The organism is Streptomyces sp. NPDC026500 (genome assembly GCF_055567635.1).
On the sequence record NZ_JBVHQB010000018.1, the window covers coordinates 1 to 14,370 of the forward strand.

Genomic DNA, 14,370 nt, shown 5'->3' on the forward strand with positions numbered 1-14,370 from the left:
GGCGAGTCCGACTCTATCAGAACCTTTCGGGCCCGATTTCCTCGGTGCTTTCGAGGTAATCCGCTTTCGCGTTTCCCTTTCCAGCGGCTCCGACTTTATCAGAATCCATGGACCGGATTGACCGGCGCCCATTTCTGAATCATCAGGAGTGGCTTCTTCTGAATCGACGTGTCGATTGCTTTGAGAAGCGAGCAGACTCTAACCGCTGCCGCCGGACGTGTCCAGTTCTAGGCAACTGTTTGAATCTACCTCCCCAGTGTACCTCTGTCAACGGGTTTCCCGGGGCGAAGATGAGACTAGCAGGTCAGCGGGTGTGCACGCACATCAGGCGGCCGTCGGCAAAGTGGCGCTGCGCTCGGATGCTGAGACGTCACCGGTCTCGCCGGAGCGTGCCGCACGACCTCCGAGTACATAGACGTACACGAGAAAGGCCAGTTCAGCCGCGATTCCGATGCCGATTCGGGCCCACGTGGGGAGACCCGACGGCGTGACGAAGCCTTCGATGGCACCCGAGACGAAGAGGATCAGCGCCAGGCCTATCGCCATGCCCAGCGCGGCGCGGCCCTCTTCCGCGAGGGCTGTGCGACGGGATCGCAGGCCCGGGTCGATCACGGTCCAGCCCAGTTTCAGTCCTGTGCCCGCGGCGACGAAGACTGCGGTCAGTTCCAGCAGACCGTGCGGGAGGACGAGACCCAGGAAGGTGTCGAGACGGCCGGCCGATGACATCAGGCCGATGCCGACGCCCAGGTTGAGCATGTTCTCGAAGAGGATCCACAGGACCGGAATGCCCAGGAAGACGCCCAGGACCAGGCACATCGCGGCGGCCTCGGCGTTGTTCGTCCACACCTGGGCGGCGAAGGCGGCGGCGGGATGACTGGAGTAGTAGGTCTCGTACTCGCCGCCCGGGCGGGTGAGGGTGCGCAGTTCGCTGGGTGCGGCGATGGAGGCCTGGACCTCGGGGTGGGTGCCGATCCACCACCCGAGGAGGGCGGCTATCGCTGTGGACAGGAGCGCCGTGGGCACCCACCAGTGGCGGGAGCGGTAGACCGCTGCCGGGAAGCCGTGCGTCAAGAAGCGGGTGACGTCGCGCCAGGAGGCTCGGCGGGTGCCTGTCACGGCACTGCGCGCGCGTGCCACGAGTTGGCTGAGGCGCCCGGTGAGCTGGGGATCCGGCGCACTGGACTGGATCAGCGAGAGATGGGTGGCGGTTCGCTGGTACAGGGTGACGAGCTCGTCGGCCTCGGCCCCGGTGAGGCGGCGCTGGCGGCGAAGCAGGGCGTCGAGTCTGTCCCACTCGGCTCGGTGGGCGGAGACGAAGACGTCGAGGTCCATCGGTTTGCCTGCTCCTCGGCTGCTCGTCGGGTGCCCATCGGGTGCCCATCGGGGATGTCAGCTTGTCTTACTGCGGCGCGATGTGCCCTCAGCTTGGCAGACTGGCGGTTCTCGGGGCAGGTCAGGGGAAGGACGGCACGCGTGAGTGAGCTAGTGACGGGCGAGGCGGTGGCGCTGGAACTGCGCCCCGCGAAACTGCCGAGCCGGGCGCTTGCCCTTGTGCTCGACCTGGCCTTGGCGATGGCGGTCTACATCATCGTGACCATCGGTCTGGTCGCCGCGACCGCCGCGTTGGACGACGCGGCGCAGATCGCCGTCTCGATCGCGAGCTTCCTTCTTGTGCTGGTCGGCGGGCCGATCGCGGTGGAGACGCTCAGTCATGGCCGCTCTCTGGGGAAGCTGGCGTGCGGGCTGCGGGTGGTGCGGGACGACGGAGGGCCGATCCGGTTCCGGCACGCGCTGGTGCGCGGAGCCGTCGGGGTGGTCGAGATTCTGATGACGTTCGGGATCGTCGCGTGCATCGCCTCGCTGGTGTCGGAACGCGGGCGGCGGCTCGGTGACGTGTTCGCGGGGACGCTTGTCGTGCGGGAGCGCATTCCGGTGGGACGTATGCCGTACGTTCCTGCGCCGCCGCCCTGGCTGGCGGGGCGGTTCGCCGAGCTCGACCTTTCCGCCGTACCGGACGGGCTGTGGCTGGCCATCCGGCAGTACCTGACGCGGATGCGGCAACTGGATCCGCAGGTCGGTGGGGCGATGGCGGAACGGCTCGCCGTGGATCTCGCCGCTCGTACCGGGGCTCCGGCGCCGCAGGGTGTGCCGGCGGGCGCGTATCTGGCTGCCGTGGTGCAGGAGCGGCAGATTCGGGAAGCCCGTCGGGCCTTCGGCGGTGCGCCGGGCGGTTTCGCGGCCCCCGGACCCGGTGGCCCTCCCTTCATCCAGCCGGGCGTTCCCGCCGGATACCCGTTCCAGGCCGGCGCTCCTGTCGGCCACCCCTTCCAGCCGGGGCCTGGTGTTCGCTCTGCCCCGCCGGTCGCCGCCGGGTACCCGGTCGCGGCTCAGCAGCCCGCGGCCCCGCAACCGTCCCCGCCCCCGGTCGGTTCCGTCGGGCCGGTTGAGCAAGCCGGCCGGGAGGAGCGTCCCTCGACCGGCTTCGCGCCGCCCGCGTAGGGGCACTCACCGCCGACTCGGCGTCGTCCCCAGACCGGCCCGGTCCCGCGAACCCGCCGTCAGGCGAATACCGACGGCGGTGATTCGAGGTGCTCCAGTTCGATGCCGGGGGCCGCGAGCACCACGTCTCCCGCGATGTGCACGGCGTGCTGCTCACCCGTGTCCAGCGCTGTGACCTGGTATTCGTCCACGGTCAGCGGACCGTTGTCAGTGGCGTGTGTTTCGCTTGCGATCAAGGCCCAGGACTGGTCGAGGGTGCGCGGGGCGAGGACCGGGTCGGTGAAGGCGACGAGGCGTACGCGGGTCGCCGGGGCGGCGGCGGAAGGGGTGAGGCGAAGCAGACGGGCGGTGGCGACAAGGAAGGCGGGAGAGGTACCGGTGAAGGCATGCGCGGGCACATTGCCTTCGGTCGCCTCGGTGCCGGTGGGGTCGGTGCGGACCCAGGTCACGCCGTCGAGGGCGGCGCCCCGTACCTGCCAGTTCGCGGCGTGCAGTTCGAGGCGGATGGGGCGGCCGAGATCGTCGAGGGCGAGGTCGACCGAGCCGGTCACCGTCCCCGGCTGGGGGAGGTCGTCGGGCCCCGTGCCGGAGGGGGTGGTGAGTCCGGAGGGGGTGGTGAGTTGGGAGACGTAGCGCCAGCCCGAGGGGCCGGGCGCGCAGTGGAAGTGTTCGTCGGCGAGGGGGGTGTGATCGTGCGGATCATGGAGCGAATAGCGGCCGCGGGGCATGGGCGTTCAGGTCCTCATCGGGGACAGGCCCCCGCCGGGACGGCGAGGGCCTGCTGACATCCGGACGCCGAGCGGTGGTACCGCTGCTCGGCGGGCGTGCTCAGTAGCGGTAGTGGTCCGACTTGTACGGGCCCTCGACCTCGACACCGATGTACGCGGCCTGCTCGGGGCGGAGCGTCGTCAGCTTCACGCCGAGCGCGTCGAGGTGGAGACGGGCGACCTTCTCGTCGAGGTGCTTGGGCAGCACATAGACGTCGGTCGGGTACTCCTCGGGCTTGGTGAACAGCTCGATCTGGGCCAGGGTCTGGTCCGCGAACGAGTTGGACATCACGAAGGACGGGTGGCCGGTCGCGTTGCCCAGGTTCAGCAGGCGGCCCTCGGACAGCACGATGATGACCTTGCCGTCGGAGAACTTCCAGGTGTGGACCTGCGGCTTGACCTCGTCCTTGACGATGCCGGGGATCTTGGCGAGGCCGGCCATGTCGATCTCGTTGTCGAAGTGGCCGATGTTGCCGACGATCGCCTGGTGCTTCATCTTGGCCATGTCCGAGGCCATGATGATGTCCTTGTTGCCCGTCGTGGTGACGAAGATGTCCGCCTTGTCGACGACCTCGTCGAGGGTCGTGACCTGGTAGCCGTCCATCGCCGCCTGCAGGGCGCAGATCGGGTCGATCTCGGTGATGATCACACGGGCGCCCTGGCCGCGCAGGGACTCCGCGCAGCCCTTGCCCACGTCGCCGTAGCCGCAGACGACAGCGGTCTTGCCGCCGATCAGGGTGTCGGTGGCGCGGTTGATGCCGTCGATCAGGGAGTGGCGGCAGCCGTACTTGTTGTCGAACTTCGACTTGGTGACGGCGTCGTTCACGTTGATCGCCGGGAACAGCAGGGTGCCGTCGCGGTACATCTCGTACAGGCGGTGGACGCCGGTCGTGGTCTCCTCGGTCACGCCGCGGATCTCCGAGGCGAGCTGGGTCCACTTCTGCGAGCCGTCCTTGATGGTGCGGTGCAGGAGTTCGAGGACGAAGCCGTGCTCCTCGGACTCGGCGGTGTCGAGCGAGGGGACCTTGCCGTCCTTCTCGTACTCGACGCCCTTGTGGACGAGGAGGGTGGCGTCACCACCGTCGTCCAGGATCATGTTCGGGCCGCCGGTGGGGGTGTTCGGCCAGGTCAGCGCCTGCTCCGTGCACCACCAGTACTCCTCCAGGGTCTCGCCCTTCCAGGCGAAGACCGGGACGCCCTGCGGGTTCTCGGGCGTGCCGTTCGGGCCGACCGCGATCGCGGCGGCGGCGTGGTCCTGGGTGGAGAAGATGTTGCAGGAGGCCCAGCGGACATCGGCGCCCAGGGCGACCAGGGTCTCGATGAGGACGGCGGTCTGCACCGTCATGTGCAGGGAGCCGGTGATGCGGGCGCCCGCGAGGGGCTGCGCCTCGGCGTACTCCTTGCGGATCGACATCAGGCCGGGCATCTCGTGCTCGGCGAGGGTGATCTCCTTGCGGCCGAAGACGGCCAGGGAGAGGTCGGCGACCTTGAAGTCCTGTCGGTTGTCGACAGTCGTCATACGAGCTGCTCCTCGGAATCGGGGCGAGGTGGGTAGGGCTGTTCTGCGCGGCGGCGGGCACGAACGCATGCCCGATCGGGGCACGGACGTGCACCGGCAGGACACAGGAGTGCCCGGTGCGCGCAGCGCAGTCCGTCGGAGGCCCTCTCTCCCTCGGCCGGTCCGCGGTGGGACCGCCCGACCGCCATCAGCAGCGACGTCTGGCTCAGTCACCAAGCTACACCGGTGGGCCTGTCCCTCCCCAGTCCGCATCTGGACGGAGGGGGGTCCGGCGGCCCGGCGCCGGGCGGTTCACCGAGTGGGTGGTGCCCGAGTTGCCCCCGGGGCCTTACCGCGGACCTGGGCGGGAGAGTTGAACGGCGGAGCCGGGCAGCAGAACGGAACGGCAGAGCTGAACGGTGGAGATGAGTGGAGATCAATGGAGACGAATGGAGTAGCTGGACGGAGGAAACGGCGTCGGGGCCCGCCTGAGATCTCAGGCGGGCCCCGACGGCGTACGAGCGGGTGGTGTCAGTGGTCGGCCGGCGACTGCGTCGGTCCGCCGGGCGTCGCCGCGGGGTCCGGGCCCTTGGCCGCCTCCGCCTCGCTGTAGATGTCCGGCTCCAGGTAGATCACCCGGGCGATCGGGACGGCGGCGCGGATGCGGGACTCGGCGGCGTTGATCGCGGTGGCGACCTGGGCGGCCGTGTCGTCGTGCTGGACAGCGATCTTCGCGGCGACCAGCAGTTCCTCGGGACCGAGGTGGAGCGTGCGCATGTGGATGATGCCGGTGACGGTGTCGCCGTCGACCATCGCCGCCTCGATCTTCGAGGTGTCCTCCGGGCCCGCCGACTCCCCCAGCAGGAGCGACTTGGTCTCGGCGGCGAGCACCAGCGCGATCAGGATGAGCAGGACACCGATGCAGACGGTGCCGATGCCGTCCCAGACGCCGTTGTCGGTGAGCAGCGCGAGGCCGACGCCGCAGAGCGCGAGGACCAGACCGATGAGCGCGCCGAAGTCCTCCAGGAGGACGACGGGCAGTTCCGGTGCCTTGGCGCGGCGGATGAACTGGGACCAGGAGTGCGAGCCGCGCAGCTCGTTGGACTCCTTGATGGCCGTACGGAAGGAGAAGCCCTCGGCGATGATCGCGAACACCAGCACACCGACCGGCCAGTACCAGTTCTCGATCTCGTGCGGGTGCTTGATCTTCTCGTAGCCCTCGTAGACGGCGAACATGCCACCGACCGAGAACAGGACGATCGAGACGAGGAAGGCGTAGATGTAGCGCTCGCGGCCGTAGCCGAAGGGGTGTTGGGGGGTCGCCGCGCGCTGGGCCTTCTTGCCGCCGATCAGGAGCAGTGCCTGGTTGCCGGAGTCGGCGAGCGAGTGAACGCCCTCGGCGAGCATCGAGGAGGAGCCGCTGAACGCGAACGCCACGAACTTCGATACCGCGATCGCGAGGTTGGCGCCGAGTGCCGCCACGATCGCTCTGGTGCCGCCTGAAGCGCTCATCTGCTCCTGCTGTCCCTTCGTACGCCGTCCGGACCCCGTTCGTACCCTCGTACCCCGGTCCGGGCTTTGCTCGCCCTTTGCGGTGGGCCATTCTTGCAGCCCGGTCCGTCAGCGACGCGCCTCAGGTCGGTGCAGTCGTCCCGTCAGACAACCACTGTCGCACGGAAGATCGTGCCGGAACCGGACACTTCGGCCTTTTCGCCGGCCGGTACGAAGACCGACGTGCCGGGAGTCAGGTCGATGCGGTCGGCGCGCACGGAACCCGAGGTGCAGAGCAGGATCTGCGGGGTCTCGCGGGTGAGGTCGCGCGGGTCGGCGCCCTCGGCGACGACGTACCGGGAGAGACGGAACTCGTCGATGGGGGTCGCGTAGACCTCTTCGCCGTCGGGGGACGCCTCCGGGCGCAGGACACCGGGGTCGCCCGCCTCGAAGCGGACCACGCGCAGGAGTTCGGGCACATCGACGTGCTTGGGGGTCAGACCGCAGCGCAGGACGTTGTCGCTGTTGGCCATGATCTCGACGCCGAGGCCGTTCAGGTACGCGTGCGGGATGCCCGCACCGAGGAACAGGGCCTCGCCGGGCTGGAGTCGGACGTGGTTGAGGAGCATCGCGGCGATGACTCCGGGGTCGCCCGGGTAGTGGTGGGCGAGGTCGGCGTACGGGGCGTAGGCGCCGCCGAGGCGGGCGCAGGCGGCCGTGGTCTCGGTGACCGTAAGGGCCATGTCGTCGGGGTCGGCGCTCAGCACCGCCGTGAGGACCTCGCGCAGCGCCGCCTCCTGCGGGTGGGCGCGCAGCAGGTCGACGTACGGCTTGAGGGAGTCGACATCGAGGGCGGCGAGGAGTTCGGCGGCCTCCTCGGGGGCGCGGAAGCCGCACAGGCCGTCGAACTCGGTGAGGGCGCAGATCAGTTCGGGCTTGTGGTTGGCGTCCTTGTAGTTGCGGTGCGGGGCGTCGATCGGGACACCCCGGCGCTCTTCGTCCTCGTAACCCTCCCGCGCCTGTTCGAGGTCGGGGTGCACCTGGAGGGAGAGAGGGGCGCCGGCGGCGAGGATCTTCAGGAGGAACGGCAGGTGAGGGCCGAACTTGGCGAAGGCGGCGCGCCCGAGTTCCTTCTCCGGGTCCTCGGCGACGACCTCGTTGAGCGGACCGCGCGCGGTGCGCGAGGGTGCGCCCGGGTGGGCGCCCATCCACATCTCCGCCTGCGGTGCGCCGGTCGGCTCCACGCCGAGCAGCCTCGGGATGGCGGTGGTCGAACCCCAGGCGTAGGGGCGAACGGTGTTGTCGAGGCGGTCCATCGGTGTCTTCTTCTCCATACGTGCGCTGCTCGGCCCGCTCCGTGCGGGCGCTGTCCGGGAAGCGTCGTGTCAGTGGCGCCGGTCGCGGGGGCCGGCGACGGGCGCCGGGCGCGCGCTCCCGCCCAAGATCAGGCCCCCGAAGCGAGCGCCAGGTAAACGGCGGCGAAATCCGTGATGGCGATCAGCTCGGCGAGGGTTTCCAGTTCGCCGCCCTCCTCGGGTTCGAGCTCGCTGATCGCGGTGTCGTGGCTGAGGGCGAGTTCGCGGGCGGCGGGTGCGGCGCTGATCCCGCCGATCGGACGGTCTCGGAGCAGCACCACGCGCGCGTGCAGTGCCTGTGCCTCCTCGACGCGGTCCCGGAAGAAGTCGTCGGGGTCCGCGCCGGCGGCGAGCGCGCCCGCGAGCAGCACGCTGTGCGAGGCGAGCGCCTCGGGGAGTTCGGCGGTGAGCGCGGGGCGGCCGGCGAGCTCGGCGAGCGCGGCGGTGAACCGGCGGCCGGCCGGGCCCGCCGAGGTGCCCTCCGTCCAGATCACCGGGAGCGCCTCGGCCAGTTCGACGGCGAGCGTCTTGGCGGGATTGCTGTACGCCGCGATGGCGGGCCCGCAGCGCTCGGCGACGCGGTCGAGGCGGTCGGCGACCTTCTGCAGGGCTTCCGGCGGGGCCGAGACCAGACCGGTGCGGTCGAGGAGGGCGAGCAGCGGGGTGAGCAGCGCCCAGAGCACGCCGGGCGCCGAGGCCGCCTGGGGCGCGGCCTCGTCGTACGGGGCGGTCGCCATCGGTACGAAGAGGCCGTGACTGCCTTCCACCCACTCGGCGAGGGGGGAGCCGGCGGGGCCCACGGCGGCGACGGTGCTGCCGCGTCGGTAGGCCTGCTCGATGAGCAGTTCCAGGCCGGGTTCGCTGCCGTCGGGGGTGGCGATCAGGAGGAGGTCGACGGGGCCCGCCCAGCCGGGCAGGTCCCAGCGCAGGGCGCCCCCGGCGGGAGCGACGCCCGTGGGGGTGAGCCGGGTGAGGGGGCAGCTCGCTCCGGCGAGGGTGCCGAGCAGTTCGGCGACGCCGGTGGCGGCCATGCCGGGGCCCGCGATCAGGACGCCGCGCGGGCGGCCGTCCGGCTTCAGCTCGGGGATGCCGGCCTCGGTGGCGTGCCGGACCGCGGTGCGCACCCGGGCGCCGGCCTCGGCGGCGCCGCGGAGCAGCGCCCGCCGGTCGGCCCGGGTGAGCGCGTCGGGATCGTCGAGGAGCGATTCGTCGAGCATGGGGTCGGTAGCCTCCGATCGCCGGGGGCGCTTACGCGTGGACCGCCCGGGTCGCTTGCACGGGGTCGCTCGCGGGTGCCGAGCGGCGGTGGGTCCGACCGGGGGCCGGCCGGGTGTGCGCCGGTCGCCGATCGGGGCGGCCTCGTCGCCGTTGTCCGTGCGGTCGGCGGCGCTGTCGCCTGTCGTCGGTGTCGTGGCCTGTCGTCGGGCCTGCTGCGCCGTCGGGACGCCCGCGGGCGGGGGGACGGCGCCGCTGTCACCTCGCGTGCGGCGGTCGCGGCGCCGCTGTCCGCGAGGCGGCTGCGTGGTTACGCGGGGCGGCGGGCCTCGTCGACCAGGAGTACGGGGATGCCGTCGCGGACCGGGTAGGCGAGGCCGCAGTCCGCTCCCGTGCAGATCAGCTCGGTCTCCTGCTCCTTGAGCGGGGCATGGCAGGCCGGGCAGGCGAGGATCTCCAGGAGGCCGGCTTCGAGCGGCATTGGGGTGTCCTTCCGAAACGGTGGATGCGGCCTGGTCAGGGTACCGCTGCGGGAAGCCGGGTGCCGGGGCGCGGCACTGGTTCGTACAGGCGCGCAAACGGGTGCGAGGGGCCCTTCCACCCCGTGCCCCGCGCCCCCGTGCCTGCCCCGTGCTCGCCCCGCCATCGCCCCGCCCGACCGCCGACGGGCCGGGCGGCGCGCCCTCGGCCTCTCCCTCAGCCTCTGATGATCTTCAGGACCTCGTCCCGCACCTTCGTCATCGTCGCCTCGTCGCGGGCCTCCGCGTTGAGGCGGAGAAGGGGCTCGGTGTTGGAGGGGCGGACGTTGAACCACGCGTCCTCGGCGGTGACCGTCAGGCCGTCGAGTTCGTCGATGGTGACGCCCTCGCGGCCCTCGTAGGCGGCCCTGACCGCGGCGAGGCGGGCGGCCTGGTCGTCGACGGTGGAGTTGATCTCGCCGGAGCCCGCGTAACGGTCGTATTCCGCGACGAGCCCGGAGAGCGGGCCGTCCTGGCCGCCGAGGGCGGCGAGGACGTGGAGGGCGGCCAGCATGCCGGTGTCGGCGTTCCAGAAGTCGCGGAAGTAGTAGTGCGCGGAGTGCTCGCCGCCGAAGATCGCGCCGGAGCGGGCCATCTCGGCCTTGATGAAGGAGTGGCCGACGCGGGTGCGGACCGGGGTGCCGCCGTGCTCGCGGACGACCTCCGGGACCGACCAGGAGGTGATGAGGTTGTGGATGACCGTGCCGCCGCCGTGCTTGGCCAGCTCGCGGGCGGCGACCAGCGCGGTGACCGCGGACGGGGAGACCGGCTCGCCCCGCTCGTCGACGACGAAGCAGCGGTCGGCGTCGCCGTCGAAGGCGATGCCGAGGTCGGCGCCCTCCTCGCGGACGCGCTTCTGAAGGTCCACGATGTTCGCCGGGTCGAGCGGGTTGGCCTCGTGGTTCGGGAAGGTGCCGTCCAGCTCGAAGTACATCGGGACGAGCTCCAGCGGCAGGCCGGAGAAGACGGTCGGCACGGTGTGTCCGCCCATGCCGTTGCCCGCGTCGACGACGACCTTCAGGGGGCGGATCGAGGTCAGGTCGACGAGGGTGCGGAGGTACGCCGCGTAGTCCTCCAACGTGTCCCGCTGCGTGATCGTTCCGGGCGTGGCGTCCGAGCTCGGGGCGCCGGAGTCGAGCCAGGACTCGGCGAGTTGACGGATCTCGGAGAGGCCGGTGTCCTGACCGACGGGGGCCGCGCCCGCCCGGCACATCTTGATGCCGTTGTACTGGGCCGGGTTGTGCGAGGCGGTGAACATGGCGCCCGGCAGCCCGAACGCGCCCGACGCGTAGTAGAGCTGGTCGGTGGAGCACAGGCCGATCTCGGTCACGTCGACCCCGCGCGCCGCCGCACCGCGCGCGAAGGCGCGGGACAGTCCGGGCGACGACGGCCGCATGTCGTGCCCGATCACGATGGCGTCCGCCCCGGTCACCTGGACGAAGGCGGCGCCGAAAAGCTCGGCGAGCGGCTCGTCCCACTGGTCCGGAACCACCCCGCGTACGTCGTACGCCTTCACGAGCTGCGACAGATCAGCAGTCACGGCCAACCCTCCAGAAGTCCACTTCGGTCGCCCCAAACTACCCGTCCGGGCTGACAGCCGGCCGTGCCGAGCCCGAGTGGAGCGCATCCGTGACGTGCGGAACGGTCCCTGTCATCCAGGGGAAACCAGCCCGACTCGGGACAGCGTGCCGAGTCCTCCCGGGGCGCCGGGCACAGGGTCCGCGACCGGCTCAGGGCAGCATCCAGGAGAGGACCGGCGAGCTCTGCCCCACCACGATCAGACACATGACGAGCAGGAGTCCGAGGCTCCAGGGCAGCACCTTGCGCAGCAGGTCGCCCTCGCGGCCCGCGAGCCCGACGGCCGCGCAGGCGATGGTCAGGTTCTGCGGCGAGATCATCTTGCCGAGGACACCGCCCGAACTGTTGGCGGCGGCGAGGAGCTCGGGCGACAGCCCCGACTCCCGGGCGGCGCTCACCTGGAGGGCACCGAAGAGGGCGTTCGACGAGGTGTCGGAGCCGGACACGGCCACGCCGAACCACCCCAGAACCGGTGACAGGAAGGCGAGTCCGGAGCCGGCCGCCGCCACGAAGTGGCCGATCGTGGCGGCCTGTCCCGAGAGGTTCATGACGTAGGCGAGGGCCAGCACGGACGTCACGGTCAGGATCGCGAACCTCAACTCGTGCACGGTCGCGAGCCATTCCCGGAGCGCCACGCGCGCGTGCACCCCGAGCAGCGCGGCCGTGCACAGCCCGGCGAGCAGCACGAGGGTGCCGCCGGTCGACACGATCGGCCAGGTGAAGACGTTCCCGCCCACCGGCTTGCCGCTCGGGTCGACGACGTCCAGGAAGGGCCAGTCGTACGTCCGTGTCGCCCGCGCCAGCCAGTCCTTCACGGCCGGGATCTGCGCGATCGAGAAGATCGCGACGATCAGGGCGTACGGGGCGTAGGCGCGCACGACTTCGCGGGGCGGGTCCTGCTCGTCGAGTTCCTCGCTGCGCGCTCCGGTCAGGACCGACGCCCGTACGGACTCGGAGGCGGGCACGCGCGCGTGCGGCACGGCGACCAGGGCGGCGGCACCGGCCAAGGAGGCGCCGATGTCGGCGAGTTGTGCGGAGACGTAGTTCGAGGCGGCGAACTGGACGGCGGCGAAGGCCAGTCCGCACACCAAGGCGGGCACCCAGGTGTCCCGCAGTCCGCGCCTGCCGTCGACCAGGCCGACGAGGACCAGGGGCACGATCAGCGCGAGCAGCGGGGTCTGCCGGCCCACCACGGAGGCGACGGAGTCCACTGGCAGGCCGGTGACTTGGGCCAGGGTCACGACCGGTGTGGCCATCGCGCCGAAGGCGACCGGCGCGGTGTTGGCTACGAGGGCGACGACCGCCGCGCGCACCGGGTCGAAGCCGAGGGCGACCAGCATCACCGAGCAGATAGCGACGGGTGCGCCGAAACCGGCGAGGGCTTCCAGGAGCGCGCCGAAGCAGAAGGCGACCACGAGTGCCTGGATGCGCGGATCGTCGGACAGCCGCCCGAACGAGCGGCGCAGGATGTCGAAGTGCCGGGTGCGGACGGTCATCCGGTACACCCACAGCGCGTTGACGACGATCCACAGGATGGGGAAGAGACCGAACACGGCGCCCTGGGCGGCGCTGGAGAGTGTCTGACCCACCGGCATGCCGTACGCGAGCCAGGCGACCAGCGAGGCCGCCAGAAGGCCCGCCAGGCCCGCCAGGTGGGCCTTCAGCCGGACGCCGCCGAGCAGGACCAGCACGACGACGAGGGGCAGGGCGGCCACGAGGGCGGACAGGCCGAGCGAGCCGGCGACGGGTTGCAGCTCCTGCACGTACATGGACGCCTCCCCGGATTCCGTGATGCGGAAAGCGATTTCTCACGGCAACCGGAATCGTCGTGTCCGCGACAACTTCACGTCAATGGGTGTGCGTCGCTCAGTGGAATGGGCGTCCAGGAAACGGGCGATGGGCTCGCAACGGACCGGCGGGCCACGGAAAGGGGTGCCGGCGCGGAATGCGGGTCGCGGCGAGGAGAGCGCCGCACGGGGCGCGGCAGGGCGAGGAGAGCGGGGTGCGAGCGCGTGGAGCGGTGCTCAGTTGTCGGGCGAGCGCAGAATCCGCAGGTGGCCGCGGCGCGCGACCTCCATCGGGTCCACCGAGCGGGCGCTGCCGCCGCCGGCCTCCGCCGCGCGCTTCTGCGGACGGGCCGCCTCGCGCACCGCGTTCGCCAGCGCCTCCAGGTCGTCACCGCTGGGGCGCGAGGGACCGGAGGAGTCGGCGAGCCGGACGACCTCCCAGCCGCGCGGCGCGGTGAGGCGCTCGGAGTGCTCGGCACACAGGTCGTAGCAGTGGGGTTCGGCGTAGGTGGCGAGCGGGCCGAGGACCGCGGTCGAGTCGGCGTAGACGTACGTCAGCGTCGCGACGGCAGGACGGCCGCAAGCGGTGCGCGAACAGCGACGTACAAGGCTCACGACGTTGGACGGTACCGCACTCTTGAGCGGGCCGCGACGACTCTCCCCCAGGTCATCCCACCGTGTCGAGCTGTGAGACGGCCCACACCGCTTTCCGGGCATCAGACCCTGACCTGGGGCTACATCGGACGCCGGGATGCCGAACAGACCTGAATCCGGTCACCACTTGGTGCGAATCATGTCAATTGCCATGTCAGAGACGGTCTTGGAGGGATACGGAATTGAGCCCAATCTTGGCTGGAATGGTCATCGGACGTCATCGCACGTCATCGGGCGTCATCCGGAACACATGCCGGGCCGGAGGCCGTCGGTCCGCCCGCCGTCGGCGACCGGCGCGTGGGGCCGGGCGGCCGGGCCGGGCGGGGACTACTCTTCGTCAGTGATGGACAACCCCGTACCGCCCCGTGCCGCAGCAGCCGGTCCTCGTCGTCGTGACCGCCATGGCAGGGGCATGCGCGGCCCCGTGGCGCCGCCCCAGGTACCGCTGGCGGCGAGCCGTGCCGAAGTCTTCGCGGACCTGGTGCAGGACTCCGTGGAGCGGCTGGAGCGACGCTGGCCGCAGCTCGCGGACATCGACTTCATGGTCCTCGAAGTCCCCCGCCTGGAGGGCTCGGGCGAGGGCTGGAGCGACGAGGCGGTGCCCCTGGGAGGCACGATCCCGGCGCGCGAGGGGCATCCCGCGCGCGTGGTCGTCTACCGCCGTCCGGTCGAGATCCGCACCAAGGGACGCGACGAGCGCGCCGCCCTGGTGCACGAGGTCGTCGTGGAACAGGTCGCGGAACTGCTGGGCCTGACACCGGAGACGGTTGATCCGCGGTACGGCGAGGACTGAGGACGGACCTGGACCGGGCCGCTCCGGCCTGGACCGCTCCGACCGCTCCGACCGCTCCGACCTGGGCCGATCAGACCCCGATCCGCTCGGACCGGGACCGATCAGACCCGGATCGCCCGGACTCGGACGGATCAGACCCGGATCGCCCCGACTCGGACGGATCAGACCCGGGCTGATCAGACTCGGGCCGATCGGACCCAGGTAGCCGAAGCCGA

General features: G+C 71.1%; 12 protein-coding genes. 2 read left to right on the forward strand and 10 right to left on the reverse strand.

Annotated features, from left to right (window positions below; genetic code table 11):
* Nucleotides 1-324: 324 nt before the first annotated feature.
* Complete coding sequence (locus ACZ4N5_RS28910) at nt 325-1,332, reverse strand: stage II sporulation protein M (RefSeq protein WP_467759980.1); 1,008 nt, start codon at nt 1,330-1,332, stop codon at nt 325-327.
* Nucleotides 1,333-1,473: 141 nt separating this feature from the next.
* Here ACZ4N5_RS28910 and ACZ4N5_RS28915 point away from each other — a divergent pair, with 141 nt between their 5' ends.
* Entirely contained in the window at nt 1,474-2,499 is a 1,026-nt protein-coding gene (locus ACZ4N5_RS28915; protein WP_467759981.1) for an RDD family protein, read from the forward strand.
* A gap of 59 nt (nt 2,500-2,558) precedes the next feature.
* Here the strand turns inward: ACZ4N5_RS28915 and ACZ4N5_RS28920 are convergent, their stop codons facing one another.
* The 9 genes from ACZ4N5_RS28920 to ACZ4N5_RS28960 form a co-directional block, all read right to left on the reverse strand.
* A complete protein-coding gene (locus ACZ4N5_RS28920; RefSeq protein WP_467759982.1) occupies nt 2,559-3,227 on the reverse strand; it encodes a hypothetical protein in 669 nt (222 codons plus the stop codon).
* A 100-nt stretch (nt 3,228-3,327) separates the two neighbouring features.
* A complete protein-coding gene (ahcY, locus tag ACZ4N5_RS28925; RefSeq protein WP_467759983.1) occupies nt 3,328-4,785 on the reverse strand; it encodes an adenosylhomocysteinase in 1,458 nt (485 codons plus the stop codon).
* A gap of 510 nt (nt 4,786-5,295) precedes the next feature.
* On the reverse strand, nt 5,296-6,276 hold the full coding sequence (locus ACZ4N5_RS28930; protein ID WP_467759984.1) for a cation diffusion facilitator family transporter: 981 nt from the start codon (nt 6,274-6,276) through the stop codon (nt 5,296-5,298).
* A gap of 143 nt (nt 6,277-6,419) precedes the next feature.
* Nucleotides 6,420-7,571 (reverse strand): mannose-6-phosphate isomerase, class I, encoded by a 1,152-nt coding sequence (gene manA / locus ACZ4N5_RS28935; RefSeq protein ID WP_467760134.1) that lies wholly within the window; start codon nt 7,569-7,571, stop codon nt 6,420-6,422.
* 128 nt (nt 7,572-7,699) lie between these two features.
* A complete protein-coding gene (locus ACZ4N5_RS28940) occupies nt 7,700-8,827 on the reverse strand; it encodes an SIS domain-containing protein (RefSeq protein ID WP_467759985.1) in 1,128 nt (375 codons plus the stop codon).
* 308 nt (nt 8,828-9,135) lie between these two features.
* A complete protein-coding gene (locus ACZ4N5_RS28945) occupies nt 9,136-9,306 on the reverse strand; it encodes a Trm112 family protein (protein ID WP_078943765.1) in 171 nt (56 codons plus the stop codon).
* A gap of 215 nt (nt 9,307-9,521) precedes the next feature.
* Entirely contained in the window at nt 9,522-10,883 is a 1,362-nt protein-coding gene (locus ACZ4N5_RS28950) for a phosphomannomutase/phosphoglucomutase (protein WP_467759986.1), read from the reverse strand.
* Nucleotides 10,884-11,073: 190 nt separating this feature from the next.
* The gene (locus ACZ4N5_RS28955; RefSeq protein ID WP_467759987.1) at nt 11,074-12,690 is read right to left on the reverse strand and encodes an L-lactate permease; all 1,617 of its coding nucleotides are present in this window, start codon (nt 12,688-12,690) and stop codon (nt 11,074-11,076) included.
* A 255-nt stretch (nt 12,691-12,945) separates the two neighbouring features.
* Nucleotides 12,946-13,425 (reverse strand): DUF3499 domain-containing protein, encoded by a 480-nt coding sequence (locus tag ACZ4N5_RS28960; protein ID WP_467759988.1) that lies wholly within the window; start codon nt 13,423-13,425, stop codon nt 12,946-12,948.
* Nucleotides 13,426-13,705: 280 nt separating this feature from the next.
* Between ACZ4N5_RS28960 and ACZ4N5_RS28965 the strand changes: the two genes are divergently transcribed.
* Entirely contained in the window at nt 13,706-14,155 is a 450-nt protein-coding gene (locus ACZ4N5_RS28965; RefSeq protein WP_467760135.1) for a metallopeptidase family protein, read from the forward strand.
* Nucleotides 14,156-14,370 lie beyond the last annotated feature (215 nt).